Annotated in this window: 20 protein-coding genes; 4 read left to right on the top strand and 16 right to left on the bottom strand. The window is 67.3% G+C overall.

Going from position 1 to position 24,358, the window contains the following annotated elements:
* Nucleotides 1–5 precede the first annotated feature (5 nt).
* The 3 genes from QZ814_RS02715 to QZ814_RS02705 are packed head-to-tail and all read right to left on the bottom strand — an operon-like array spanning nt 6 to nt 3,509.
* The gene (locus tag QZ814_RS02715; protein ID WP_294329541.1) at nt 6–1,334 is read right to left on the bottom strand and encodes a hypothetical protein; all 1,329 of its coding nucleotides are present in this window, start codon (nt 1,332–1,334) and stop codon (nt 6–8) included.
* Nucleotides 1,327–2,325: a KpsF/GutQ family sugar-phosphate isomerase gene (locus tag QZ814_RS02710; protein ID WP_294329540.1), complete on the bottom strand. Its 999-nt coding sequence runs from the start codon at nt 2,323–2,325 to the stop codon at nt 1,327–1,329. The genes QZ814_RS02715 and QZ814_RS02710 overlap by 8 nt, the downstream gene beginning before the upstream one ends.
* Nucleotides 2,322–3,509: a hypothetical protein gene (locus tag QZ814_RS02705; RefSeq protein ID WP_294329539.1), complete on the bottom strand. Its 1,188-nt coding sequence runs from the start codon at nt 3,507–3,509 to the stop codon at nt 2,322–2,324. Before QZ814_RS02705 ends, QZ814_RS02710 begins: the two co-directional genes overlap by 4 nt.
* A 243-nt stretch (nt 3,510–3,752) precedes the next feature.
* Here QZ814_RS02705 and QZ814_RS02700 point away from each other — a divergent pair, with 243 nt between their 5' ends.
* Together QZ814_RS02700 and QZ814_RS02695 are read left to right on the top strand one after the other, a co-directional pair.
* Nucleotides 3,753–6,155, top strand: a complete 2,403-nt coding sequence (locus QZ814_RS02700; protein WP_294329538.1) for a membrane-bound PQQ-dependent dehydrogenase, glucose/quinate/shikimate family — start codon at nt 3,753–3,755, stop codon at nt 6,153–6,155.
* Between the two features lie 117 nt (nt 6,156–6,272).
* Nucleotides 6,273–8,207, top strand: coding sequence for an ATP-binding protein (locus tag QZ814_RS02695; RefSeq protein ID WP_294329537.1), 1,935 nt, complete (start codon nt 6,273–6,275; stop codon nt 8,205–8,207).
* A gap of 6 nt (nt 8,208–8,213) precedes the next feature.
* Here QZ814_RS02695 and QZ814_RS02690 read toward each other — a convergent pair whose 3' ends face one another.
* The 11 genes from QZ814_RS02690 to QZ814_RS02640 all read right to left on the bottom strand — a co-directional run bounded on the left by QZ814_RS02690 (nt 8,214) and on the right by QZ814_RS02640 (nt 20,746).
* Nucleotides 8,214–9,026 carry a Crp/Fnr family transcriptional regulator gene (locus QZ814_RS02690; RefSeq protein ID WP_294329536.1) on the bottom strand — a complete coding sequence of 271 codons (813 nt, stop codon included), beginning with the start codon at nt 9,024–9,026 and terminating at the stop codon, nt 8,214–8,216.
* A gap of 136 nt (nt 9,027–9,162) precedes the next feature.
* Nucleotides 9,163–10,101: a DUF808 domain-containing protein gene (locus QZ814_RS02685; protein ID WP_294329535.1), complete on the bottom strand. Its 939-nt coding sequence runs from the start codon at nt 10,099–10,101 to the stop codon at nt 9,163–9,165.
* Nucleotides 10,102–10,176: 75 nt separating this feature from the next.
* The gene (locus QZ814_RS02680) at nt 10,177–12,831 is read right to left on the bottom strand and encodes a glycoside hydrolase family 3 C-terminal domain-containing protein (protein WP_294329534.1); all 2,655 of its coding nucleotides are present in this window, start codon (nt 12,829–12,831) and stop codon (nt 10,177–10,179) included.
* 163 nt (nt 12,832–12,994) lie between these two features.
* Nucleotides 12,995–13,651, bottom strand: a complete 657-nt coding sequence (upp, locus tag QZ814_RS02675) for a uracil phosphoribosyltransferase (protein WP_294329533.1) — start codon at nt 13,649–13,651, stop codon at nt 12,995–12,997.
* Nucleotides 13,652–13,750: 99 nt separating this feature from the next.
* The gene (locus QZ814_RS02670) at nt 13,751–14,944 is read right to left on the bottom strand and encodes an FAD-binding domain-containing protein (protein WP_294329532.1); all 1,194 of its coding nucleotides are present in this window, start codon (nt 14,942–14,944) and stop codon (nt 13,751–13,753) included.
* A gap of 62 nt (nt 14,945–15,006) precedes the next feature.
* Complete coding sequence (locus tag QZ814_RS02665) at nt 15,007–15,903, bottom strand: ParB/RepB/Spo0J family partition protein (RefSeq protein WP_294329531.1); 897 nt, start codon at nt 15,901–15,903, stop codon at nt 15,007–15,009.
* The gene (locus tag QZ814_RS02660) at nt 15,900–16,682 is read right to left on the bottom strand and encodes a ParA family protein (RefSeq protein ID WP_294329530.1); all 783 of its coding nucleotides are present in this window, start codon (nt 16,680–16,682) and stop codon (nt 15,900–15,902) included. Before QZ814_RS02660 ends, QZ814_RS02665 begins: the two co-directional genes overlap by 4 nt.
* Nucleotides 16,679–17,302 (bottom strand): 16S rRNA (guanine(527)-N(7))-methyltransferase RsmG, encoded by a 624-nt coding sequence (gene rsmG, locus QZ814_RS02655; RefSeq protein ID WP_294329529.1) that lies wholly within the window; start codon nt 17,300–17,302, stop codon nt 16,679–16,681. Before rsmG ends, QZ814_RS02660 begins: the two co-directional genes overlap by 4 nt.
* Entirely contained in the window at nt 17,299–19,134 is a 1,836-nt protein-coding gene (gene mnmG, locus QZ814_RS02650) for a tRNA uridine-5-carboxymethylaminomethyl(34) synthesis enzyme MnmG (RefSeq protein ID WP_294329528.1), read from the bottom strand. Before mnmG ends, rsmG begins: the two co-directional genes overlap by 4 nt.
* Nucleotides 19,135–19,217: 83 nt before the next feature.
* Nucleotides 19,218–20,501, bottom strand: coding sequence for a tRNA uridine-5-carboxymethylaminomethyl(34) synthesis GTPase MnmE (gene mnmE / locus QZ814_RS02645; protein WP_294329527.1), 1,284 nt, complete (start codon nt 20,499–20,501; stop codon nt 19,218–19,220).
* 8 nt (nt 20,502–20,509) lie between these two features.
* The gene (locus tag QZ814_RS02640; RefSeq protein WP_093296285.1) at nt 20,510–20,746 is read right to left on the bottom strand and encodes a DUF6489 family protein; all 237 of its coding nucleotides are present in this window, start codon (nt 20,744–20,746) and stop codon (nt 20,510–20,512) included.
* Nucleotides 20,747–20,799: 53 nt separating this feature from the next.
* Between QZ814_RS02640 and QZ814_RS02635 the strand changes: the two genes are divergently transcribed.
* Nucleotides 20,800–21,279 (top strand): methylated-DNA--[protein]-cysteine S-methyltransferase, encoded by a 480-nt coding sequence (locus QZ814_RS02635; protein ID WP_294329526.1) that lies wholly within the window; start codon nt 20,800–20,802, stop codon nt 21,277–21,279.
* Nucleotides 21,276–21,971: a dienelactone hydrolase family protein gene (locus tag QZ814_RS02630; protein WP_294329525.1), complete on the top strand. Its 696-nt coding sequence runs from the start codon at nt 21,276–21,278 to the stop codon at nt 21,969–21,971. Before QZ814_RS02635 ends, QZ814_RS02630 begins: the two co-directional genes overlap by 4 nt.
* Nucleotides 21,972–22,015: 44 nt before the next feature.
* Here the strand turns inward: QZ814_RS02630 and QZ814_RS02625 are convergent, their stop codons facing one another.
* Both QZ814_RS02625 and rho read right to left on the bottom strand, forming a co-directional pair.
* On the bottom strand, nt 22,016–22,735 hold the full coding sequence (locus QZ814_RS02625) for a TerC family protein (protein ID WP_294329524.1): 720 nt from the start codon (nt 22,733–22,735) through the stop codon (nt 22,016–22,018).
* Between the two features lie 135 nt (nt 22,736–22,870).
* Entirely contained in the window at nt 22,871–24,127 is a 1,257-nt protein-coding gene (gene rho, locus QZ814_RS02620; protein ID WP_010542711.1) for a transcription termination factor Rho, read from the bottom strand.
* Nucleotides 24,128–24,358: the final 231 nt, after the last annotated feature.

Here is a 24,358-nt window from a genome sequence, read left to right as displayed (position 1 = left end):
ATCCTTCAAAACGCACCGCATTCGGCGAGGATCGCCTCGACGTCGCGGCCACGTGCCGCCGCCATGCGGATTCGCGCCTCGTTCGAGAGCACGTTCCACGCGGCGTCCTCGATCTCGGGCCACAGCGCCCGCGGCACCGCCACTATCCCATCCGCATCGGCAAATACCACATCGCCGTTCGCGATCGTGACGTCGCCCATCGTGATCGGGCGGTTCATCGCCTTGAGCGTGCCTTCGTACTTGATGTCGTCACAGGTCTGGCCGCGGGCATAGACCGGCAGGCCGAGCGCGCGGACATCGGCGGTATCCCGCGTAGCCCCGTCGATCACCGCCCCCACCGCGCCCGAACGGATCGCGAGATTGGCGTTGAGATCGCCGAAATAGGCATATTCGGGGACATCGGTGGCGACCATGATCACGTCGCCGGGCCGCACGAAGCGATAGGATTGCAGCGCACCGTAGATGCCGTGCCAGGGCCCGTCGGGCGAGCGGTCGGGCCGCTCGGCCAGCGCGGCGAGCTCGATCGTCTTGGCGCGGCCGAGGAACTTGCCCCCGCTGGTCGGGCGCAGCGCCTTGGGCAGCACCGCGCGGTGGCCGCGTTCCTTGAGGATATCGGACAGGACCGGCGAGGAGAGGTGCGGCAGCATCGCCCGGAAGCGGGTCACCTCGGCCTGGCGGAAGCCGGCGGCCACGGTTTCCGCGATGACGAGATCGTGGTGATGATTGATGTCGATCTGCTCGATCGGATCGAGGTCGAACAGGATCGGCCGGGTGCCGAAGCGGCGGGTGGCCGGCTCCTCGCCCGTGCGGCGGACCATGTAGAGACTCATCGCCTCGACGATCGTCTCGGGCAATTCCACGCTGTTGGGGATGCGGCCGCTGCCATAGGCCGGCACCTGCCCGTCCCAGCAATATTGCTTGGCGCGGGTGACGGCGACGAGGCTGTCCGCTTCCGGCTCCGCCAGCAGCCGCGCGATCGCACGGCCGATCGTCTCAGCAGTCACGAAGGGCGCGGTGCAGAGCAGCTGGATCCAGATGTCCGCGTCGGGGCGCTGCGCGCATTCCCAGGCGAACATGCCGTGGCCATCGGTGGCGTTGGTCGCCAGCGCGGCCGGGCGCTGCAGCCACGTCACCGGCAGGTCGCTGGCCATGTCGGCCATCGCCTTGCTCTCGGTGTCGAGGCACACCTCGGTGATCGCCGGGCAGTCCAGCGCCTGAAGCAGCTTGCGCTTGAACAGGTGTTCGCCGTCCAGGATGCGCGTGTTCTTGTCGGAAACGCGTTCACTATTGCCCTTGGCAGGCACGAAGGCGACGATCTTCAGAGGCTTAGCCATTCATCATGTCCTTGGCATGCAGCATGCCGTGCAAACGTCCCTCGCCGTCGACCACGGGCAGAACCAGCAACCCGCCGTCATGCTCGCGCACGCGGAGCAGGGCGTCGCCCAAGGTGGCGGCGACGTCGATCACTTGCGGATGCGGCTGCATCAGCAAGGCGGCGGGGGTGTCGTAGACCTCGCGGCGCGACTGGAAGTGTCGGCGGACATCGCCGTCGACCACCAGCCCGAGCAGGCGCTGATCGGCATCGACGACGCAGGCCGCGCCCATCCGCCCCGCCGACATCGTCGCGAGCAGGTCGACGACGGGAGTCTCGGGTCCGACCATCGGCAGTTCGTCGCCGGTGCGCATCAGCGTACGCAGCGGAATCGAATGGCGCCCCAACAGCCCGGCGGGGTGATGGCGCAGAAAGTCGGCCCGGCTGAAACCGCGGCTACGGCTGACCGCCACCGCCAGCGCATCGCCGATCGCGAGCTGGAGCGTCGTGCTGCAGGTCGGCGCCATGCCGATATGATCGGCCTCGCCCGCCGTGATCGCGGGGATGACGATATCGACCGCGCGCCCGAGCGGCGAATCGATCCGCCCGACCACGCCGATCAGCAGGCAGGCGCGCGCCTTGAGCAGCGGCAGGATGCGCAGGATCTCGTCGGTGGTGCCGCTGTTCGAGAAGAGCAGCACGATCTTGCCGTCCTGCACCGCGCCCAGATCGCCATGGGCGGCTTCACCCGCGTTTAGCGTGAAGGCGGGCATCCCCAGGCTCGAAAAGGTCGCCGCGACCTTGGCGGCGATCAGGCCGGACTTGCCCATGCCCAGGCAGACCAACGGCCCCGGCTGGCCCGCGATCGCGGCGATGGCGTCGGCGAGCGACGGCGGCAGCACCGCTTCGAACGCCTGCAGCGCACGACGCTCTGCGGCAATCACCTCACCGGCCCAGGCGAGCGCACTACCGGGCGCAGAATCGAGGACGCGGGCGATGGCTCCCATCTTCATGCTGCCAGCTCCTCGGGCGCAGCGTAGCGTTCCAGCAGTCGGAGGCTTTCCGGCCACCGCGCAGGGTCGAGCGGCGACGTTGCGCGCGCAATGATGCCGGCACCGTCCAGCGCCGGATCGGTGGGGTGCAGTGCCTGCTCGGCATAATGATAGCCGAACCAGCGGCGCGCAGCGCTGGTGTCGGGCCGCGCGGCGGTGCCGGCCGCGACCGCGGCGAAGAATCGGGGCAGGTCCTGTTCCATATGCAGCCAGGGTGCGCTTTCGAACCGCGACAGCCGCGCCATCGGGGTACCGAAGGCGGCGGCAATCCCGAACGTCTTCGAATCTCCCAGCAGCGCGCCGTCGGCGTGGCGCAGCAATGCCAGGGTGGGCGGAAGGGCGAGCGTCGTCGGATCGGCTAGGATCGGTGTGCCGAGCGCCGCGACCGCCGCGTGCAGTGCCACGCGGTCGGCATGCAGCGCGTTGAGCGGGTGATCGGTCACCACCAGCGTCACCCCCGCGGCGTCTGCAAGCGCGGCGGCGTGCGCGACCAGCGCCTCGTCGCTCAGACTGGCGGGGCGATGTTGGCGGTAGAAATTCTCCGCATGGGCATATTCGAGCGGCAGCAGCACCACCGGACGATCAAGCGGTACCCCATAGGCGCGATACACGGCGGCCCGGTCGGGCACCACCGTGGCCCAATGTGCCTGCATGTCCTCCCAGAAGGGTGCGATCATCGCCTCCAGCCGAACTGCATCGGCGGGGGACAGCGTCGGCATGCGGCCCTGGACGAACGGCGCATCGGTGAAATGGACCATGTTCGTCCGTGCGCCCAGATCAAAGGGGGCGATCACCGCCTCCATCACATGGCGGACGATTCCGGGAAACTGGCGCGGCGTATCAAGGTCGGCGCTGCGGCACAGCACCAGATCGGGCGCCAGCGTGCGGACGAACGCGATCACCGCGCCCGGCTCGGTCGGGGCACTGCGCAGGCTGGGGTGATCGGAATCGTCGACGATCGACCATTGCACGCGATCGAGATCGGCGCAGCGCTGCAGCTGGTCGGGGCCGATGCCGGTATTCTGCCAGGGTGCCGGCGCCAGTACATGCACGTCGGCCACGGGTGCGACACGGCGGATCAGCGGCTCGATAACCTGATCGAACCACCACGGCGTCACCGCCGGAAGATAGAAGAGGATCCTCACCGGAATCTGCCCAGGACCAGCATCGGCCCGGCGCCGCTCCGACGAATGATGCGTTCTGCCAAGGCCTGCTCCGCTGCGCGCAGGGGACTCCAAACACGTCCCCGTCCGTCTCTTATAGAAACAGCGGGGCCGCCATCGGCGCGGGCGCTAGGAAAAACTTGCCTAGTACCCCCTCGCTTCGGAACCCCGGCGCGGCCGACAGGTTTGGCGGGCATTCCCCCGATACCGGTTCCGGAGCACGCCATGGCCGACCCGCAACGATCCTCGCGCATGCTCACCATCCTGGCAGTGGTCCTCGCGCTGGTGGGGCTGGCGATCGGCGGCGGCGGCTTGTGGCTCGCCCTGCTGGGGGGCTCGCTCTATTATCTGCTCGCCGGCGTCGCGCTGATCGTGAGCGGCTGGCTACTCCATCGCCGCAACCCTGCCGCGCTGCTGCTCTACGCGGCGCTGCTGGTTGCGACGATGGTCTGGGCGGTCGCCGAAGCCGGATGGGATTTCTGGGCGCTGGCGCCGCGCGGCGACATCCTCGTGCCGCTCGGCATCGTGCTGGCGCTCCCCGCGGTGGTGCGCCGCCTCGGCTCGCCGCGCTGGCCGGGCCGCGCCTGGCCGCTGGTCGGCAGCCTCGGGATCGCGGCGCTGGTGCTGCTCGCCACTGCCTTCACCAACCCGCACGATCTCAGCGGCGAACTGCCGGGCGCCCGTGGCATCGCGCCCGCAAGCGTGCTGGGCGGCACCCCCAAGGAGGACTGGGACGCCTATGGCCGCTCGTGGCGCGGCGATCGCTGGTCGCCGATCGACCAGATCACGCCCGCCAACGTCGCCAAGCTCGAAAAGGCATGGGAATTCCACACCGGCGACCTCAAGACCGGCACCGATCCCGATGAGTTCACCTATGAGGTGACGCCGATCAAGGTGGGCGACCGCGTCTATCTCTGCTCGCCCCACAACATCGTCTTCGCGCTCGATGCCGAGACGGGCAAGCAGGTCTGGCGCTACGACCCGCAAATCCGCGCCTCGCAGGACATGCAGCACCTCACCTGCCGCGGTGTTTCCTACCACAGCAACGGCGCCGCCCCCGGCACGGGTGGCCTCTGCGCCAACCGGATCATCATGGGCACCAACGACGCCCGGCTGATCGCACTGGATGCGGCGAGCGGCCGCCCCTGCCCCGGCTTCGGGACCAACGGCCAGGTCGATGTCTGGCCCGGTCTCCCGGGCCAGCAGCGCGGCTGGTGGCAGATCACCTCGCCGCCCGTCATCCTCGGCAACCTCGCGATCTTCGGCGGCGCGGTCTATGACAACAAGACGACCTTCATGCCCTCGGGCGTGGTACGCGCCTATGACGTGAACACCGGCCGGGCCGTCTGGGCGTTCGATCCCGCCAATCCCAACGACACCACCCCCAAGGCCGCCGGCGCCGGGCGCTACACCCCCTCCAGCCCGAACAGCTGGACGATCGCCGCTGCCGATCCGGCGCTGGGCCTGGTCTATATCCCCACCGGCATGGCGGCGATCGACCAATGGGGCGGCCGCCGCACGCCGGAGACCGAACGCTTCGCCACCTCGGTGATCGCGCTGGAGGCGGCGACCGGCAAGGTCCGCTGGCGCTTCCAGACGGTCCATCACGACCTGTGGGACATGGACGTCCCCGCCCAGCCGGCTCTGGTGGACCTCGACCTGCCGGGCCGCGGGCGAGTCCCCGCGCTGGTCCAGTCGACCAAGACGGGCAATCTGTTCGTGCTCGATCGGCGCACCGGCCAGCCGGTGATCCCGGTGCGCGAAATCCCCGTGCCGCAGGGTGCCGCACCCGGCGATCGCACCTCCCCCACCCAGCCCGAATCCGCGCTGAGCCTGATGGCGAAGACCCGCGTGACCGATGCGGACATGTGGGGTGCCACGATGTTCGACCAGCTTGCCTGCCGCATCAAGTTCAAGCGGCTTCGCTATGAAGGGCCCTACACCCCGCCCTCGCAGCAGGGCACGCTGGTCTTCCCCGGCAATTTCGGGGTGATGGACTGGGGCGGGATGGCGATCGATCCGGTGCGGATGATCGCCTTCGCCCACCCCAATTACATGGCGTTCGTCGATCGGCTGGTGCCGCGCAAGGAATCGGACGCCGCCGATCCCAAGCTGCGCGGACCGGCCGGCGGCTCGGACTTCAGCGGATCGGACATCAAGGGTTTCAACCCGAACACCGGCGCCCCCTTCGCCGTCGCACTCAATCCGTTCCTCTCGGCGCTCGGCCTGCCCTGCCAGGCGCCGCCCTGGGGTTATGTCGCCGGCATCGACCTCGTCAGTGGCAAGAAGGTCTGGCAGCACCGCAACGGCACCTCACGCGACCAGACGCCGGTACCGCTGCCCTTCAAGCTGGGCGTCCCCTCGCTGGGCGGGCCGATGCTGACCGCAGGCGGCGTGGCGTTCATGGGATCGGCGCTCGATTACTATCTGCGCGCCTACGACGTCACCACGGGCAAGGTGCTGTGGCGCGGCCGGCTGCCCGCCGGCGGCCAGGCGACGCCGATGAGCTACTGGTCCGCCCGGAGCCAGCGCCAGTTCGTGGTGATCGCGGCCGGGGGCCACGGGTCGCTGGGGACGAAGCGCGGCGATTCGATCATCGCCTATGCATTGCCGCGTGCCGCACCGTGAACGTGAGGATCGTTACGGCCTAGGTATTGATCCAGGATATAGGTTTGACTTTCAAGGTGAAATACTTGCCTGCTTCGGTGCGGGCAGCAGCGGCCCGTGTAGCGGGGACCGTGCCACGTGCGACGTTCGCTGATCCTGATGGGTCTTACCGGCATGGTGCCGATCGTCGTGCTCGGGGCTGCCTATGGCGCGGTGACGCTTCGCGAACGGCACATTGCCCTTGATCGTCAGGCGACGCTCGCCAGTCGATCGACGGCGCGGATCGTCGGCCGGGAGGTCGCCGCCACCCTCGATGCGGTGAAGATGATCAGCCGCTCGCCATCGCTGGACGGCAGCATCGATCGCGCGCGTTTCACGCTGCTCGGCATGCGGTTGCTGGAAGACCATCCCGATTGGGCGGCGCTGAGCGTTGCGGATACCGACGGTAACCGGCTGCTCGACATTCCCCGGCCGATCGGTGGCCGGCTCGGCAGGGTGGTCGATCCCACCAGCCTCGCGGTCGCGGTGCGGACCCGCCGGCCGCAAGTGGGCCCGGTGCTCCGCGGGCCGGGTGGGTCGATGGCTTTCGCGGTCCGCGCCCCGGTGCTGTACCATGGCGCTGCCCGCTATCTGGTTTCCGCAATAGTCCCGGCCCGCGCGATGCAGCGCCTGCTCCTCGACGAGGAGGTGCCGGGCGACTGGCATCTACGCCTGGTCGACGCGCGCGGCACGGTGATCGCGGAATCGGGCACCGTGCCGCAGGATGCGGCGCAGACCGTGGTGACCCCCATCCCGGAAGCCGGCTGGCGCGCGGAAGTCGCCGTGCCGAAGGGCAGCTTCACCGCGCTTACCCGACAGACACGGCTCGTGCTGATCGGTGGCGGGCTCCTCGCCCTGGCGCTGTTCGCAGCCCTGGGCTTGGCCTTCTTCCTCGAGCTGCGCCGCTTCCGGCGGCGGCAGGCCGCGACACTCCAGGCGCAGCGGCTCGAAGCGCTGGGGCGGCTCACCGGCGGCGTGGCGCACGATCTCAACAACCTGCTGACGCCGATCCTCGGCGGGCTCGATCTGCTACGGGCGCGGATGGGAGAGGACGCCAAGGCACGCCGCTATATCGACAGCGCCACCCAGAGCGCCGAGCGCGCCCGCAGCCTGGTCGCGCGGCTGCTCGCCTATGCGAAGCGCCAGACGCTGATGCCGGAGGCAATCCGGGTGCCGGCCATGCTCGAAGATCTTCAGGAACTGCTGCAACGATCGGTAGGCCCGACGATCGCCTGCACGGTTCACTGCGTGCAGGATCTGCCCGCCGTGCGCGCCGATCGCAACCAGCTGGAGCTCGCGGTCCTGAACCTGGTGATCAACGCCCGCGACGCGATCAAGACCAAGGGACGGATCAGCGGCACCATCGTGATCTCCGCACGGCCACCGCGCCGCGAGGAGCTGCGCGGGCTGGCGCGCGGCGCGTATCTGGCGCTGGCGGTGCACGATGATGGCTCGGGCATGGACGCGGCCACGCTTCGCCGGGCGATGGAGCCGTTCTTCACCACCAAGACCGGGGACCGCGGGACCGGCCTCGGCCTGTCGATGGTCCATGGCTTTGCCGAGCAATCCGCAGGGCGGCTGTTACTGGAAAGTGCGCCGGGCCAAGGCACCAGCGCGACGTTGCTTCTGCCGGCGACCGACATGCCCGCTCCGCTGGCCGACACGGCGAGGGGCCGCCCTACCCGCACCGCCAGCATCCTCCTGGTCGACGACGATCCCGCCGTGCGCGAGGCCGCAGCAGAAGTATTGCGCGCGCACGGCCATGCGGTGACCGAGGCGGAATCGCTGAGCCAGGGCATGGCGGCGCTTGCCGACGCACCCGCGACCGCGCTGGTGATCACCGATTACATGATGCCGGGCGGCACCGGCGGCGAGTTCATCCAGCGTGCCCGGGGCGCGGGGCTGCCGCAGCCCTTCCTGCTACTCACCGGCTATACGGACACGGCAGAGGACCTGCCGGGCGACGTGCCGCAACTGCGCAAGCCGTTCCGGGAACGCGAGTTGCTGGACGCGGTCGACGCGCTGCTCAACTGAGGCCCGTTACATCTCGCCGGGCGCCGGCATCCACGCCGGGTCGAAGCGAACCTTGCGCGGTGGTACCGGCGAGATACGGCGCAGCCGCTCCACATCGGAAAGGACCACGCGCTGGCCCTGACGCGCGATCAGCCCTTCGCGTTCGAGCATCCGCATCGTGCGGTTAACGTGGACCGCGGTCAGACCGAGCACATCACCCAGCAGTTCCTGCGTCAAGGGCATGTCAAATCTGCCCTCCTCCACCGCACCGATCTTGGCGAGCCGGTCGTGCAGGTCGAGCAGCAGCTGTATCAGCCGCTCGCGCGCAGAGGATTTGCCAAGCGCGGCGACAATATCCATCAGCGCCAGCCGCTCGATCTGCACCGACATGAAGAACAACGGCCCCATCCGCGGATGGGAGATCAGCAGCTCGCGCAGGTGCGAGAATGACAACGTTGCCACACGACAATCGGTAACCGCGGTAAGCGTGTCGGCGGCGGTATCGAGCACCATGCTCGGTGTGCCCATCATGTCCCCGGTGATATGCACTTTCACGATCTGGCGTTGCCCGTTGGGCAGGCGGATGGCCGAAGTCGCCCAGCCTTCGAGCAGCAGATAGATGGCCTCCACGGGCTGGCGTTCACGACGAATGATGCTCCGCTGCCGATACAACACGGCGGATTCACCAAGCCCGCGCAGCAACGCCGCCTCGGCGTCGGTCATCGAGGCCTGCTCGTTGAATCGCGTCAACGGGTACGTCGGCACGCCGGATTCCTCCCCTTCTGTGATGGTGTCGCCAAGACGGATCGGCGCTTGGCAAGCGATGGCCCCGCCCGCCATCGCTGGGTAGCTGCGTCGCGCCCCACTGACAATTGCACCCGAGGGCGTAAATTCACTTAACCTATTATATGGGTTCGCTTTCTAGACCCTAGGGCGAAACGCAGCGCAGCCTTGCGCGCGTTGCACGGCACTCGGGTCAGTGGCCCTTGCGCGGCACCAAGTGGAGCAAACCGACGACGACGCCCCCGACCACCAGTCCGACGAGCGCCGAGCCGAGCGCGTAGACCAGCCAGGCGACGATGCCCCCCAGCATGCCTGTCGCCGCACCGGCCAGCGCGGCACCGTGGTGCAGCGCGTGCGGCAGCCCGCTTGCCCCGAATTCCTCCATCCCGTGCAGCAGGATGCCGCCCCCGACCCACACCATCGCCGCGACGCCGATGTGGCTCAGCGCGCTGAGCAGCAACGGCATCGCGCGCACCAGGCCGCGTCCGACCGCAGCCATCGGGCCGCGCGCTTCACCACGGCTGAGGTGGAGCCCGATATCGTCCATCTTCACGAGCAGCGCGACGACGCCGTACACGCCAATGGTGATCGCCAGCGCGACCAGAACCAACGCGCCAGCCCGCGTCACGAACGCCATATCGGCGGGGAGTTGTGCCAGCGCGATCACCATGATCTCGGCCGACAGGATCAGATCGGTGCGGATGGCGCCAACGACCTGGCGCTTCTCCAGTGCCTTGACATCGCTGATCGCGGCGACCGCTTCCTCGGCATGGCTGCCGGTCAGCGCCTCGAGGATCTTCTCCGCCGCCTCGAAGCACAGATAGGTGCCGCCGAGCATCAGGATCGGGGTCAGCGCCCAAGGCGCGAAGGCGCTGAGCAGCAGCGCCAGCGGCAGGATGAGCAGCAGCTTGTTGGCAATCGAACCGAGCGCGATCTTGCCGATGATCGGCAGTTCGCGATCGGGCGTGAGGCCCACCACGTAGCGCGGCGTGACTGCGGTATCGTCGATCACGACACCTGCCGCCTTGGCACCGGCCTTGCCCGCCGCCCCTGCAACGTCATCCAGCGACGCCGCTGCCAGCTTCGCCAGCGCGGCGATATCGTCCAGCAATGCAACCAGGCCACCCGCCATGCAAAATCCCCCATCCGGTTAGGCCGCGCTAGCCGAGATGAAGCGAAAATGCACGTGGGCGGCCGATGGCTCCGCTCAATCGGGCAGATCGATCGCCTTGGCGAGCTTGAATTGCACGGAGGCGCCCGGCGCGCCCGACCCCGGCTGCCCGCCGCCTACGGTGACGCGATAGGTGCCGGCGAGCAGGCGATGCCGCCCCTCCACCGTCACCATGCTGAGGTCGCGCTGCGAGAGCGTGAAGCGCAGCTTCTGCGCCTCGCCGGCCTTCAGCGACACCCGCTGGAAGCCGCGCAGGGCGATGCGCGGCGCACCGGGATCCTCGGGGAAGTTGAGATAAAGCTGGGCCACCTCGTCACTTGCGCGGGTACCGGTGTTGCGCACCTCGGCGGTGACGGTGAGCCCTGCGCCCGCCCCGCCCTCGGTGCGGTCCACGACCGGCGTGCCATAAGCGAAGCTTGTGTAGCTGAGGCCGTGGCCGAACGGATAGACCGGCGTGCCGGTGAAGTAGCGATAGGTCCGCCCCCGCATGCCGTAATCGCCGAACGGCGGGAGATCGTCGACGCTGCGGTAAAAGGTGAGCGGCAGGCGCCCCGAGGGGCTGGTCTTGCCCGACAGGATATTGGCGATGGCGGTGCCCCCCTGCTCGCCCGGGTACCAGGCCTCCAGGATCGCGGCGGCATGGTCCTTGGCCCAGCTGAGGTTGATCGGGCTGCCGTTCATCGCCACCACCACCAGCGGCTTGCCGGTGGCCTTTGCCGCTTCCAGCAGCGCCTGCTGATCGGGCAGCAGATCGAGGCTGGTCTTGTCGCCGCCCTTGAAGCCGGGGATCTGCAGCGGCGATTCCTCGGCCTCGAGGTCGGAGGTGATGCCCACGACCGCGACGAGGACATCCGCATTGGCGGCAGCGGCCTTCATCTCCGCGATAGGATCGGCGCTGATCCGCTTCCAGACTAGATTGATGCCGGAAAGGACGTGCTCGTCGGTGCGGATCTCGATCGGATAGCGCTTGCCGCGAACCAGCTGCACCTCGCGCATCGTCGGCAGCGTGCCCCAGCCGCCCTTGCTCAGATCGACGAACGGCTTGCCCTCGAAGGTCATCCCGCCGCCAAAACCGGTCAGGCCCAGCCGATAGGTGCCGGTTTCGGGCGGCACCAGAAAGCCGGTCCAGACGGTGCGATGATGGTCGGAAACCTGCGCCAGATCGAGGCTGCGGGCAGAGACGTCCGCCTCGACCCGGGTAACGACCGGCGTAGGGGCAAATTGCATTTTTGCCGTGGCATCACGGAAGGTGCCGGGCGCAAATTCGGCGGGCGGCGGCGATACCGGGTTGAAATAGCGCGCGAGCAGCCCGGGTTTGCCATCCGGCGTGCGCAGCGCCGAGCCCGGCACCGGATCGCCATCGGTGACCGAGGATCCGAACGGTGCATAGCGGACCTCCGCCTTGGGGAAGGCGCGGCGCAGGCCTTCGATAACCGAGATCGGCGTGCCCGATTGCGGCGAGGAATAATTGCCCCGCAACACCCGCGTCGCGTCTCCCAGCGGGCCGATCACCGCGATGCGGCTACCGGGCTTCAGCGGCAGCAGGCCGTCATTCTTGAGCAGCACCAGGCTCTTCTCGGCGGCGTCGAGCGCCAGCGCACGATGCGCGGGCGCGCCGACATCGCTGCGCTTGCCATTCGTGGCGCGTATCCCGGGCAGGTCGCCGTTGCGCAGCCGCGCGGAGAAGAGGCGCACCAGCGTCCGGTCGATCTCGCTTTGGGTGATCAGGCCCTTGGCCAGCGCCTCGCGGTAGCGCTCGCCCAGCCCCGCCGTGTCGGTCAGCGTCTGGGTGTGGCATTCATTGTCGACACCGGCCCGGATCGCCGCGGCGACCGCGGTCGCGCCGTCGGGTGCATAATGATGGTTGTCGCTGATGTCCTTCACCGCATCGCAGTCCGAGACGACATAGCCCTTGAAGCCCCAGGCGCCGCGGAGATGGTCCTTGAGCAGCTCGTCGCTCGCGCAGGCAGGCTGGCCGTCGATGCGGTTATAGGCGCACATCACCGATCCCGCCTTGCCCTCGACGATCGCCGCGCGGAATGCCGGGAGGTAGGTATCCTCCAGATCGTGTCGCGATACGAACACGTTGGCGGCGTGGCGGGTCGATTCCGGCCCGCTATGCACGGCGAAGTGCTTGGGCGTGGCGATCACGTTCGGCAGGTCCGGATTGGAGCCCTGCATGCCCTGAACGAAGGCCACCCCCATTCGTGCGGTGAGGAACGGGTCCTCGCCATAGGTCTCCTGCCCCCGCCCCCAGCGCGGATCACGGAAGATGTTGATGTTGGGCGACCAGGTATCGAGCCCGATGCCGATCCGCCCCAGCCGCCCGGTCTCGCGCGCCAGCGCGTGCAGGCCCTGCACCTCGCTGCTGATCGCCGCGGCGACGTCGTGTACGAGCGGCGCGTCGAAGCTCGCGGCAAGACCGATCGGCTCGGGGAAGTTGGTGGTCGGCACCGTGCCGAGCGCGCCGTGGAGCGATTCGGTCCACCAATTGTAGCGGGGGATGTTCAGCCGTGGGATCGCCGGCGCGACGTTGAGCAGCTGGCCGATCTTTTCCTCGCGGGTGAGCTGCGCAACGATGGCGGCAGCCTTGGCATCGGCATCGGCGCGCGGATCGGCCGCGCTCTGGGCCCAGGCGGGCAGCGGCAGAAGCGCGGCACTCAGCAGCGCGGCACGAAGGGTGCGGTGCATCTCTCTCTCCCTGGGATCCGCTCGGACCGCCGTCGCAGCGCCGCCACCCCTCTACACGGAGTAGCCACGCGCGTCGGTCGGTCAGGGTGGACCGATTATCGTGTTATCTCGTACGCAACGTGGGCGACGTTAGCGCTATCATCGCTGTTTTTGTAGGGCTAATTTACGTGGTGCCGGTGCCGAAAATGCGATCGCCGGCGTCGCCCAGGCCGGGCACGATATAGCCATGGTCATTGAGCGCAGCATCGGCTCCGGCTGCCCAGATCGGCACGTCGGGATGGGCGGTGCGTACCGCCCGTACACCCGGTGCCGCCGCGAGCAGGCAGACGAACCGCACGGCGCGCGCACCTTCCCGCTTCAGCCGGTCGAGCGCGGCGATCGCGCTGTGCCCCGTTGCCAGCATCGGATCGACCAGGACGACGAGGCGATCGGCCAGATCGGCCGGCGCGTTGAAATAATATTCAACCGCGTCGAGCGTCTGCGGATCGCGATACATCCCCAGATGCGCGACGGATGCTTCGGGCAGCAGATCGACCAGCCCTTCCGCCATTCCCAACCCGGCCCGCAGCACGGGGGCGATCACCGGCGGCGGCCCCTCCAGCAAGGGCGATTCCATTCCGGCCACCGGCGTCTCGATCCGGGCATTTCGCAGGGGAAGGTCGGCGAGTGCAGCGGCGCCCAGCAGCATAGTAATTGCCCGCAGTTCCGATCGGAACCGCTCGGGGGGCGTGGTGCGGTCGCGTAAACGGGTCAGGCGATGCTGCACCAGCGGATGGGCGACGATCGTCAGCCCTTCGAGTTCGTGGTCAGGAGCGGCCATCCCTCTCTCGTGCAGGATGGGAACAGCCTGTGCAAGCTACGCCGACCCGGCGCACGGTTACGCTTCCTTTACCAGGACGGGCGCAAGGAGCGACGCTCGCTAGACTATGCCTGCTTCCGCCAGCAGCGACGGGATCTGCTTCCCGAGCGCGAAATAGCCTTTGCCGCAGTGTGGCCAGGCGCGTGCGTCCCACAGTCGCTGGTGCTCGGCAAGAGTCAGCCCCTTTGGGAGCACCGCAGCAGCGAGCGCATCCGCCACGGTGCCCACGGTAGCGTAGCCGGTCAGGATCTGGCGAACCCCCTGTTCTCGTGCGAGATCGAACACGCCGTCGAGATCGTTGAACCAAGCGGCCGGAACACGCCAATGACTGGCTGCCCGCTGGAGGCCATCGGCGACGGCGGCAATATCGCCGGGACCTCGGCAATGGGATCGGCAGGCAACGACGTGGCGAACGTCGATCTGCGCAAGGGCGTGCTCCGTCTCCAGGGAGAGGTCTTCCGGCGTGAGCAGGATCAGGGTCGGCGCGCCGGAGGTCGGCATGGCCGCCGTCCGCAGCGGTTCGCGCGAAGCCGATGATGTTTCACGTGGAACAGCCGCGTTCCGCGCCAATCCGTCCGGACGATACCGACCGCCGGTGCGCTCGCGAATGCGATCTGGATCCGCGAGATAGGGCTTGCGGTTGGTGTGCAAGCCCGCAACCCATCGCCAGGACAGCGTGTTTGACGCCGCATCGGCATCGACGAAATGGTCGAAGGTAAAGGCAGCCCCGAGCTCCCAGGGAAGCCCAAGCGTAAAGATCCAGATCGAGGCGAACTGCATCCGCGCCCAGTTGTGGAGATAGCCCGTTTCCAGAAGCTCACGGACCCAGCCGTCAAAGGCATCAATCCCGGTGCGACCGTCGATCGCCGCCTCATAGCCCTCCGGCATGCCGCGGGCATCCCACGCGGCGCAGGCCCCACGCCACTGGCGCCAGATCGCCGGATGCTGCTCGAGCCACCCCTTCCAATAGGTGCGCCAAAAGAGCTCGGCCAGGAACTTGGCAGCCGCGTGCACGCCGTGACGAGCAACGACTGCGCGAGCGACTTCCTCCTCGCTGACCAACCGGCGCCGCAAGGCAGCGGAAAGCCGAGACACGGCATGGTGGCGTCCCGGCCCCTGATCCTCGTTGCGATGCTCAGTATAGGCCGCCCCGGCATGCGGCAGGAAGGCCGAAAGCCGGGCCTCGGCGGTGGAACGCGACAGGGGAAAGTCGAAGGACAGGATCGGCCCACGGCCCGGCGCAGAGAGCAGCATGCCGTCATGCTGCCATGCCCAGCGAAAAGGTCAAACCTGCCACTAAGGGCAGCGCAGTCGGATCAGATCCGCTCCCCGCTCAGCCGCTGGCAGAGCATGTCGAGCTGGTCGAGCGTCGAGTAGCTCACCTGCAGCGTGCCCCCCTTCTCGGCATGGGCGATGCGGACGTTGAGACCCAGAACGTCTCCCAGATGGCGCTCCAGCGCGGCAATATCGGGATCGCGCTCGCTGCTCGCCACGCTCGCCTTGCGCTTCGGTGCAGGCTTGGCAGTGCGGGCAAGCTTCTCCGCGTCGCGTACCGAGAGGCCCTTGGCGACGACTTCACGCGCCAGCTTCTCCGGATCGGGCGCACCGATCAGCGCGCGGGCGTGGCCCATTTCCAGCGAGCGATCGACCACCATCTCACGCACTGCTTGGGGCAGGTCGAGCAGGCGCAGCAAGTTGGCGATGTGACTGCGCGACTTGTGGACGATCTTGCCCAGCGCTTCCTGGGTATGGCCGAACTCGCGGATTAGGCGCGCATAGCCCTCAGCTTCTTCGATCGCGTTGAGGTCCTGGCGCTGGATGTTCTCGATCAGCGCGATCTCGAGCGTCTCGGCGTCGTTCAGCTCGCGAACGATCACCGGCACCTCGTGCAGCCGTGCCCGCTGTGCCGCGCGCCAGCGACGTTCGCCGGCGACGATCTGGAAGCTCTGGCCATGCGGACGCACGAAGATCGGCTGGATCAGCCCACGGGTACGGATCGACTCCGCCAGCGTATCCAGCGCCTCCTCGTCAAAGTGGCGACGCGGCTGGTTGGGATCGGCGACCAGCGAACTGATCGGCAGCATCCGCACGCCGGAAGCGCTGGTCGGATTGCCCTTGATCGGCTCTTCGGGGAGGCTGTCGCCCAGCAACGCGGATAGCCCGCGGCCGAGACCGGGGCGGGGTTTGCGGGCGGCGGCGGGGGAATCGGTCATGCGGCTTTCTGCAATTTGGGAAGACGGTCGATCACTTCGCGGGCGAGCGCGATATAGGCTTCGGAACCGGCGCAGCGATGGTCATAGATCAGCGCGGGCACGCCATGGCTCGGCGCTTCGGAAAGGCGAACGTTGCGAGGGATGACGGTGTCGAACACTACCCGCCCCAGCACCGCACGCACATCCTCGGAGACCTGATCGGTCAGCCGATTGCGACGATCGTACATGGTCAGCGCCACGCCGAGGATCGACAGGCCCGGATTGAATCGGCTTCGAATCCGCTCGACGGTGTTGAGCAGCTGGCTGAGGCCTTCGAGCGCGAAGAACTCGCATTGAAGCGGCACCAGCAGCGCATGGGCAGCGACCATGGCGTTGACGGTCAGCAGACCCAGGGATGGCGGACAATCGACCAGGATCACGTCCCAGCGCGCCGCGCGGTGGCGTTTGATCGCCGCATCGAGGCGGTGGGTGCGTGCATCGAACTCGATCAGCTCGATCTCGGCACCGGAGAGATCCTGCGTCGCCGGCACGACGTCGAGCCCGGGTACGTTGGTCGGCACCGCCACGTCCTCGAGGTTCGCGTCGGTAACGAGCAGGTCATAGCTCGAATGCTCACGATCCCCGCGACCGATGCCGAGGCCGGTCGACGCATTCCCCTGGGGATCGAAATCGATCAGCAAAACGCGCTTGCCCGTAGCGGCCAGCGCGGTGCCGACATTGATGGCAGTGGTGGTCTTGCCCACCCCGCCCTTCTGATTGGCGATCGTGATGGTGATCATCTGGCGCCTATCTGTGTTGCGACCACGATGCCCGAGTCCGGCTGCGTGATGCTGGGTTCCACGTGAAACCGACCTTGCCATTTCGCACGCGCGGCATCCACCTCCGATTGCGCGCTGCGGCCTTTGGGCAGCAACCAGACTGTGGACGAATCGGTGCAGTGAACTGTGGATAACATCAGCGCGCTCAGCTCGGCGACGGCACGCGCCGACACGACCGCAGCGGGTCGCGCCGGACGATAGGCCTCGACCTTGCTGCCGATGACCGTCACGCGCGCGGCGACGCCAAGCGCCTCAGCCGCTTCGCGCAGAAAAACGACGCGCTTGGCACGGGGCTCTACCAGAACAACCGGTCGCGCGGTGAGCAGCGCGACAACGAGACCGGGCAACCCTGCCCCGCTGCCGACGTCGAGCCAGCTGCCCTCCCCAGCCCCGTCGGACAAAGGCACCAGTTGCGCGGAGTCCGCCAGGTGCCTGCTCCACAGGGTATCGAGCGTTGATCGTGCGATCAGATTCTGGTGCTCTGCGCCGGCGACGAGGATTTCGCCAAATCGCCCGAGCATTGTTTCACGTGAAACACCATAGCGATCGCGCACCCAGGCACGTGCTTCTTCTTCGGTCATGCGACTACCTTTCGCGCGTGGAGCAGGATTGCCGAGAGCGCAGCCGGCGTGATCCCCCGAATCCGCGCAGCGGCACCCAGTGTTTCGGGCGCGGCTGCCGTCAATCGCTCTACCATCTCGTTCGACAACCCTGGAATGGACGCATAGTCCATGTCTCGCCGCAACCGTACCGCGTCGTTGGCACGGAGCTGCGCAACCTCGGCATCCTGCCGCTCGAGATAGGGCGCATATCGCGCATCCTCGACATATTCTGCGAGCAGCGCCGGATCGACCTCGGGCCCGGCATCGAGCACCTGCGCCAGCGTGACGCCCGGAAAGCGCAGCCATTCGCGTGCCGGTCGCCGGGCGCCATCCTGCGCCACGGGTGCCCCGCGCGCAGCTAGCTGGTGCGCGGTCCGTTCTATCGCAAAGGTGGCGTCAAGCTGCGCCCGCCCCTCGCGACGGGCTGCGAGGCGCTCGGTGCGCGCTGCCCCGAGCAATCCCAACGCTTCTCCGATCGGCCCCAGCCGCGTTTCCGCGTTGTCGGCCCGCAGGCGCAGACGGAATTCCGCACGCGCAGTGAGCATGCGATAGGGTTCGGTAACGCCTTGCAGCACGAGATCGTCGATCATCACGCCCAGATAGGACGTCGCCCGATCGAGCAGCAATGGCGCCGTGCCCAGCGCCACCGCGGCGGCGTTGGCGCCCGCAGCGAGCCCCTGCCCGCCCGCTTCTTCATAGCCCGTTGTACCGTTGATCTGCCCTGCGAAAAACAGCCCCGGAATCTGCGGCAGCGCCAGCGTGGAGTCGAGCGCCCGCGGATCGATATAGTCATACTCGACCGCATAGCCGGGGACGGTGATCTTCGCCGTCTCCAGTCCTGGAATGGAAGCGATCATCGCCATCTGCACATCGATGGGCAGCGAGGTGGAGAGGCCGTTCGGATAAATCCAGGGATCGTCCAGTGCTTCCGGTTCAAGGAAGATCTGGTGACCGTCGCGGTCGCCGAACCGGTGCACCTTGTCCTCGATCGAGGGACAATAGCGCGGACCCTGGGCCTCGATCGCGCCAGTGAACAGCGGCGAGCGATCTAGGCCGCTGCGGATCGCGTCATGCGTCGCTTGGGTTGTACGGGTGACGGCACAGTGTAGCTGCGGCAATGGGCGCGCCACCGTCATGGCAGACATCGTCCATGGTTCGACGTCGGAAGGTTGCTCCTCGGTACGCGCCCAGTCGATCGTCCGCCCGTCGAGACGCGGCGGCGTCCCCGTCTTGAGCCGCCCCATCGGCAGCGCCAATTCGCGCAGCTGCGCCGCCAGGCGAAGCGCAGACGCCTCCCCTACCCGTCCGCCCTCGAACCGCTCTTCGCCACGGAACAACCGGCCGCCCAAAAAGGTACCGGTTGCAAGAACCACCGCCGATGCTGCCAGAATGCTGCCGTCACGGAGCTGGACGCCGGCAATCCGGCCACCGTCCAGCACCAGCGCCTCGGCCTCGCCTTCGACCAGCGCCAACCCGTCCTGCGTCCGAAGCATTGCCTGGATCGCGGCAGCATAACGGATCCGGTCCGCCTGCACGCGCGGTCCCTGCACTGCTGTCCCCTTGGAGCGGTTGAGCATGCGGTAATGGATGCCGGCAGCATCAGCCGCGCGCGCCATCAGACCGTCGAGCGCGTCAATCTCGCGGACGAGGTGGCCTTTGCCCAGCCCGCCAATCGCCGGATTGCACGACATCGCACCAAGCTTGGCGAGATCGAAGCTGAGCAGCGCCGTGCGCGCGCCCCGGCGCGCAGCCGCGGCGGCCGCCTCGGTGCCGGCATGGCCGCCGCCGATCACGATCACATCGAATTGCATGGATCCGCTAAACGCCTTCGCGACGGGCTTGTCCAGTGGCGGTGCGGCAGAACGGGCCTGGCGCATGTTCCACGTGAAACACTTTATTTACCGATGCAGAATTTCCCGAACAACGCGTCGAGGACGTCCTCGACGCCAGCCCTCCCGGTAACTGCATCGAGCGACCGCCGAGCTGTCCGAAGTTCCTCGGCAAACAACAGCGCATCGTCGAGCGCCGATGCTCGCGCCAGTGCCTCCGCTGCCGCGACAAACAAGCCTCGTTGGCGTTCATTGAGCACCACCAGATCGGGTGGCGGCAACAGCGTCGCGGCGCGTTGCGCCAGTCGCTGCCAAAGCGCATCGACGCCCCTCCCCTCAGCTACGGACAGCGACAGCTGCTCCGCTCGCGCGGGACCGCGGCCCGGCGCATCCGCCCGCGCGTGGATCCAAATCGCACAGCCATGTTCGGGCGGGGGGTCATCACCCAACCAAAGCAGCAGGTCGGCCTCCGCCAGCGCATCGCGCGCCCGGGCAACACCGATCGCCTCGATCGGATCGTCGGTGTCGTCGGCCAGACCCGCGGTGTCGACCAAAAGCCAGGCGATACCCTCGCGCACCACCGGCACCTCGATCCGGTCGCGGGTGGTACCTGCAATCGGGGAGACGATCGCCGCCTCGCGCTCGGCAAGCGCATTGAACAGCGTCGACTTGCCTGCATTGGGGGGACCGCCGAGGACGATGCGCAGACCGTCGCGCAGCCGCTCCACCGGCGGTCGTGCTGCAACGGCCGAGATTTCCTGCGCGAGCGCTGCGGCGACAAGACGAAGCTCCGGCAACGGATCGGCACCCGCGACGTCCTCCTCGTCACCATGATCGAGCTCGGCCTCGATCCGCGCAGCGATACCGAGCACGCGGACGGTCCAGTCCTCCGCGTAGCGGCGTACCGCGCCGCCGGCGGTGCGGATGGCCGCGCGGCGCTGGGCCTCGGTCTCGGCCATCAGCAGGTCGCCGAGCCCTTCGGCCTCACTCAGATCCAGCCTACCGTTGAGCAAAGCCCGCCGGGTGAATTCACCGGCCTCCGCGGCCCGCAACCCTGCCATCCTGCCAAGCACAGCCTCAACCGCCCGAACGACGGCACGACCGCCATGCAGATGGAGTTCAGCAAGATCCTCGCCCGTCGCGGAGCGCGGGCCCGGGAAACACAGCACCAGTGCCTGATCCAGTGCTTCGCCGTCCGCGTCGCGCAGCGTTCGTACCGCTGCATGACGTGGCGCGGGCACATGCCCTGCCAGCTGCTGCACCGTGGCAAAAGCCCGGGTGCCGCTGATACGCACCACGGCGATGGCAGCGGGCGGCGCACCGCTGGAAACCGCGAAGATCGTGTCCATGCGCGTCGTCAGCTACCCGGCTTCTTGGTCGCCGCGTCGAACAGGCCGCGCCAGAAGTTCATGCCCGCCTCGCCCATCGGCGCCCAGCTGCGCATCATCTGCTCGAACCCTTCCGGCGTGCCGTGATTCTCGATCGCCTGTACCATCAGCTTCACGTAGCGATCGTGCACCGGCGTAAGGTCCGGCAGCCCCATGGCGCGGCGGGCTTCTTCCGGCGTACACTCGACTTCGACGTTGATCTTCATATGATCCCTTCCGCGCTTGAGCGCATCGCCGACCCCCTGCTAGGCCGTATTTCATGTATGCGCGCGACCATGCCCTGATCGCAACGCCCATCGGCCGGATCCGGATCGAAGGCGACGACCAACAATTGTACCGCATTCAGATCGGGGCGGAGGGGGACATCGCACCGGGCACCGCCGACGCCGTCCGTAGGGCCAGCGAACAGATCGAACAATGGTTCGCCGGCGCGCGGCGCGGCTTCGATCTTCCCCTGGCACGTCCTGCCACTGCGCGGGGTGCTATTCTTCGGGATGGCTTGATCGCCGTGCCGTTCGGCCAGACGATGAGCTATGGTGAATTGTCGCATGTACTTGGTTCCAGCGCACGGGCGATCGGACAGCTATGTGCCCGCAATCCCTTCCCGCTAGTCGTGCCCTGCCACCGCGTGCTGAACCAGAACGGCAGGCTGGGCGCCTATTCGGCCGGTGAAGGGCCGACCACCAAATCCTGGCTGCTCGATCACGAGCGGCGGTTAACCGGAGAGTATCTGCTATGAGCACCCTGACGATCGACGCGCTGGACGAGAGCGGCAGCTTCTCCGCCTATGTCGCGCGCCCCGAGGGCACACCCCGCGCTGCGGTTATCGTGATCCAGGAAATCTTCGGCGTGAACGAAGGCATCCGCAAGAAGTGCGATGGCTGGGCTACCAAGGGCTATCTCGCGATCGCGCCCGACCTGTTCTGGCGCCTGCAGCCGGGCATCGAACTCGATGCGGACGTGCCGGAGGAGATGCAGCAGGCACTCGACTGGATGGGCAAGTTCGACCAGGACAAGGGCGTGGCCGACATCGAATCGACTATCCAGGTCGCGCGTGCCGAACTGGGCGGCGGCAAGGTGGGTGCGGTGGGCTTCTGCCTCGGCGGCCGCCTCGCCTATATGACCGCGGCGCGCACCGACATCGACGCCAGCGTCGGCTATTATGCGGTCGGCATCGACGGGCTGCTCGGCGAGAAGCACGCGATTGCCAAGCCGCTGCTGCTGCATATTCCGGAGGCCGACCATTTCGTCTCGCCGGAAGTGCAGGCCAAGATGCACGAGGGGCTCGACGATCACCCCAAGGTCACGCTGTACGACTATCCGGGCGAGGACCATGGCTTTGCCGCCGAGATGGGCAAGCGCCGCTCGGAATCCTCCGCGCAGATGGCGGACAAACGCACGGAAGAATTCTTCGCCGCGCATCTCGGCTGAGGCACCCCCTCCCCTCCCTGCCGCGCAGGGAGGGGACCAGGGGCTCAGAACAGGCTGGTGATCCCCGGGGTGCCGGCAGTACCCACCCAGCCTTCGTAGATCATCTTGAACGCGACGAAGACGATCACCGCCAGGCCAAAATAGGCGATCCAGCGGTAGCGATCGATGAGCTTGGCGATCAGGTTCGCCGCGAGCCCCATCAGCGCGACCGACAGCAACAGACCCACGACGAGGATGCCGGGATGCTCGCGCGCGGCGCCGGCGACTGCCAGCACATTGTCGAGACTCATCGAGACGTCGGCAACGGCGACCGCCCAGGCGGCACCCGCGAAGCTGCGCGCGGCACGGACTCCCGAATGCTCGTCGCCCTCGATTTCCTCGGAGCCCGCGCTTTCGCCGCCATGGCGGATCTCGCGCCAGAACTTCCAGCTGACCCAGAGCAGCAGCAGCCCGCCCGCAAAGATCAGCCCGACGATCCCCATCAGCCAGCTGACGATCAACGCGAACGCGATGCGCAGCACCAGCGCCGCGCCGATGCCGATCAGGATCACCTTCTTGCGCTGCTCGGCCGGCAGCCCTGCCGCCAGCGCGCCGACGACGATCGCATTGTCGCCGGCCAGCACCAGGTCGATCATCAGCACCGAACCGAACGCTGCCAGCGCGGACGGATCGCCGAGATTGGAGAAATCGGCGACGATGTGCTGCCAGATGTCGAGCGGGGAGCCGACGCCCGCCGCGGCTGCGCTGAGAAGAAGATCGATCATGCCGAAACCCTAGCGCCCCCATTGGCGTACGCAACGCCTACGCGCGCGAGACGCCAGACGTTCCCTGCATTCAAACGCAAAAAGGCCGGGCACCACGGCCCGGCCTTTCCGAAATCACGAGCGAAAGCCGCTACGTTACTGGTTCATGCTGTCGAAGAAGTCTTCGTTGGTCTTCGAATCCTTCATCTTGTCGAGCAGGAATTCCATCGCGTCGACGGTGCCCATCTGCATCAGGATGCGGCGCAGCACCCACATCTTGGTGAGCTTGGCCTTCTCGACCAGCAGCTCTTCCTTGCGGGTACCCGACTTGCCGACGTCGAGCGCCGGGAAAATGCGCTTGTCCGCCACCTTGCGGTCGAGGACGATTTCCGAGTTGCCGGTGCCCTTGAACTCTTCGAAGATCACTTCGTCCATGCGGCTGCCGGTGTCGATCAGCGCGGTGGCGATGATCGAGAGCGAACCGCCTTCCTCGATGTTGCGCGCGGCACCGAAGAAGCGCTTCGGGCGCTGCAGGGCGTTGGCGTCGACACCGCCGGTCAGCACCTTGCCCGAGCTCGGCACCACGGTGTTGTAGGCGCGGCCGAGGCGGGTGATCGAGTCGAGCAGGATCACCACGTCCTTCTTGTGCTCGACCAGGCGCTTGGCCTTTTCGATCACCATCTCGGCGACCTGCACGTGGCGCGTCGCCGGTTCGTCGAAGGTCGAGCTGATCACTTCGCCCTTCACCGAACGCTGCATGTCGGTGACTTCTTCCGGGCGCTCGTCGATGAGAAGCACGATCAGGAAGACTTCGGGGTGGTTGTCGGTGATCGCCTTGGCGATGTTCTGGAGGAGAACCGTCTTACCGACGCGCGGCGGTGCCACGATCAGCGCGCGCTGGCCCTTGCCCTGCGGCGCGACGATGTCGATCACGCGGGCCGACTTGTCCTTGACCGTCGGGTCGAGCGTGTCGAGGCGCAGCTTCTGCTCGGGATAGAGCGGGGTGAGGTTGTCGAAGTTGACGCGGTGGCGCACCGCATCCGGATCGTCGAAATTGACCTTCACCAGCTTGGTGAGCGCGAAATAGCGTTCGCCGTCCTTCGGCCCGCGGATCTCGCCCTCGACAGTGTCGCCGGTGCGCAGGCCGAACTTCCGGACCTGATTGGGGCTGACATAGATGTCGTCGGGGCCGGCGAGATAGTTCGCCTCGGGCGAGCGCAGGAAGCCGAAGCCGTCGGGCAGCACTTCGATCGTGCCTTCGCCCATGATCTGGTCACCCTGTTCGGCCTGGGCCTTGAGGATGGCGAAAAGCAGGTCCTGCTTGCGCAGCGTCGACGCGCTCTCGACGCCCAATGCCTCGGCCATGGTGACCAGTTCGGCGGGGGCGGTTTTCTTGAGGTCCTTGAGATGCATGGAAGGTCCGGAAATTCTAAGGGGGAGAGCGTCGATCGGCGATAGGTACGCGCAGGAGTCGATGCTTGGAGGAAGGATGCACCGGGGTTCGGTACACGACTGCAAAATTAGGTAGCGGCTCCCCCCAAGTCAACTGCGATTCGGCGCAGATTTGCGGGTGCTGATCTCGGAAACGCCGCCTTCAATCGTCATCCCGGCGAAAGCCGGGATGACGGCCGATTGTTGAGTGAG

The sequence above is a fragment of the uncultured Sphingomonas sp. genome (assembly GCF_913777625.1).
Lineage (GTDB): Bacteria > Pseudomonadota > Alphaproteobacteria > Sphingomonadales > Sphingomonadaceae > Sphingomonas.
Note: the sequence above shows the minus strand (reverse complement) of the source record. Positions and strands in the feature narration are given on the sequence as shown.

Coding starts and splice junctions, on each gene's coding strand:
- QZ814_RS02715 (WP_294329541.1), bottom strand. CDS start 1,334: ATGGCTAAGCCTCTGAAGATCGTCGCCTTCGTGCCTGCCAAGGGCAAT.
- QZ814_RS02710 (WP_294329540.1), bottom strand. CDS start 2,325: ATGAAGATGGGAGCCATCGCCCGCGTCCTCGATTCTGCGCCCGGTAGT.
- QZ814_RS02700 (WP_294329538.1), top strand. CDS start 3,753: ATGGCCGACCCGCAACGATCCTCGCGCATGCTCACCATCCTGGCAGTG.
- QZ814_RS02690 (WP_294329536.1), bottom strand. CDS start 9,026: ATGGCGGGCGGGGCCATCGCTTGCCAAGCGCCGATCCGTCTTGGCGAC.
- QZ814_RS02685 (WP_294329535.1), bottom strand. CDS start 10,101: ATGGCGGGTGGCCTGGTTGCATTGCTGGACGATATCGCCGCGCTGGCG.
- QZ814_RS02680 (WP_294329534.1), bottom strand. CDS start 12,831: ATGCACCGCACCCTTCGTGCCGCGCTGCTGAGTGCCGCGCTTCTGCCG.
- upp (WP_294329533.1), bottom strand. CDS start 13,651: ATGGCCGCTCCTGACCACGAACTCGAAGGGCTGACGATCGTCGCCCAT.
- QZ814_RS02670 (WP_294329532.1), bottom strand. CDS start 14,944: ATGCTGCTCTCTGCGCCGGGCCGTGGGCCGATCCTGTCCTTCGACTTT.
- QZ814_RS02665 (WP_294329531.1), bottom strand. CDS start 15,903: ATGACCGATTCCCCCGCCGCCGCCCGCAAACCCCGCCCCGGTCTCGGC.
- QZ814_RS02660 (WP_294329530.1), bottom strand. CDS start 16,682: ATGATCACCATCACGATCGCCAATCAGAAGGGCGGGGTGGGCAAGACC.
- rsmG (WP_294329529.1), bottom strand. CDS start 17,302: ATGACCGAAGAAGAAGCACGTGCCTGGGTGCGCGATCGCTATGGTGTT.
- mnmG (WP_294329528.1), bottom strand. CDS start 19,134: ATGCAATTCGATGTGATCGTGATCGGCGGCGGCCATGCCGGCACCGAG.
- mnmE (WP_294329527.1), bottom strand. CDS start 20,501: ATGGACACGATCTTCGCGGTTTCCAGCGGTGCGCCGCCCGCTGCCATC.
- QZ814_RS02640 (WP_093296285.1), bottom strand. CDS start 20,746: ATGAAGATCAACGTCGAAGTCGAGTGTACGCCGGAAGAAGCCCGCCGC.
- QZ814_RS02635 (WP_294329526.1), top strand. CDS start 20,800: ATGTATGCGCGCGACCATGCCCTGATCGCAACGCCCATCGGCCGGATC.
- QZ814_RS02630 (WP_294329525.1), top strand. CDS start 21,276: ATGAGCACCCTGACGATCGACGCGCTGGACGAGAGCGGCAGCTTCTCC.
- QZ814_RS02625 (WP_294329524.1), bottom strand. CDS start 22,735: ATGATCGATCTTCTTCTCAGCGCAGCCGCGGCGGGCGTCGGCTCCCCG.
- rho (WP_010542711.1), bottom strand. CDS start 24,127: ATGCATCTCAAGGACCTCAAGAAAACCGCCCCCGCCGAACTGGTCACC.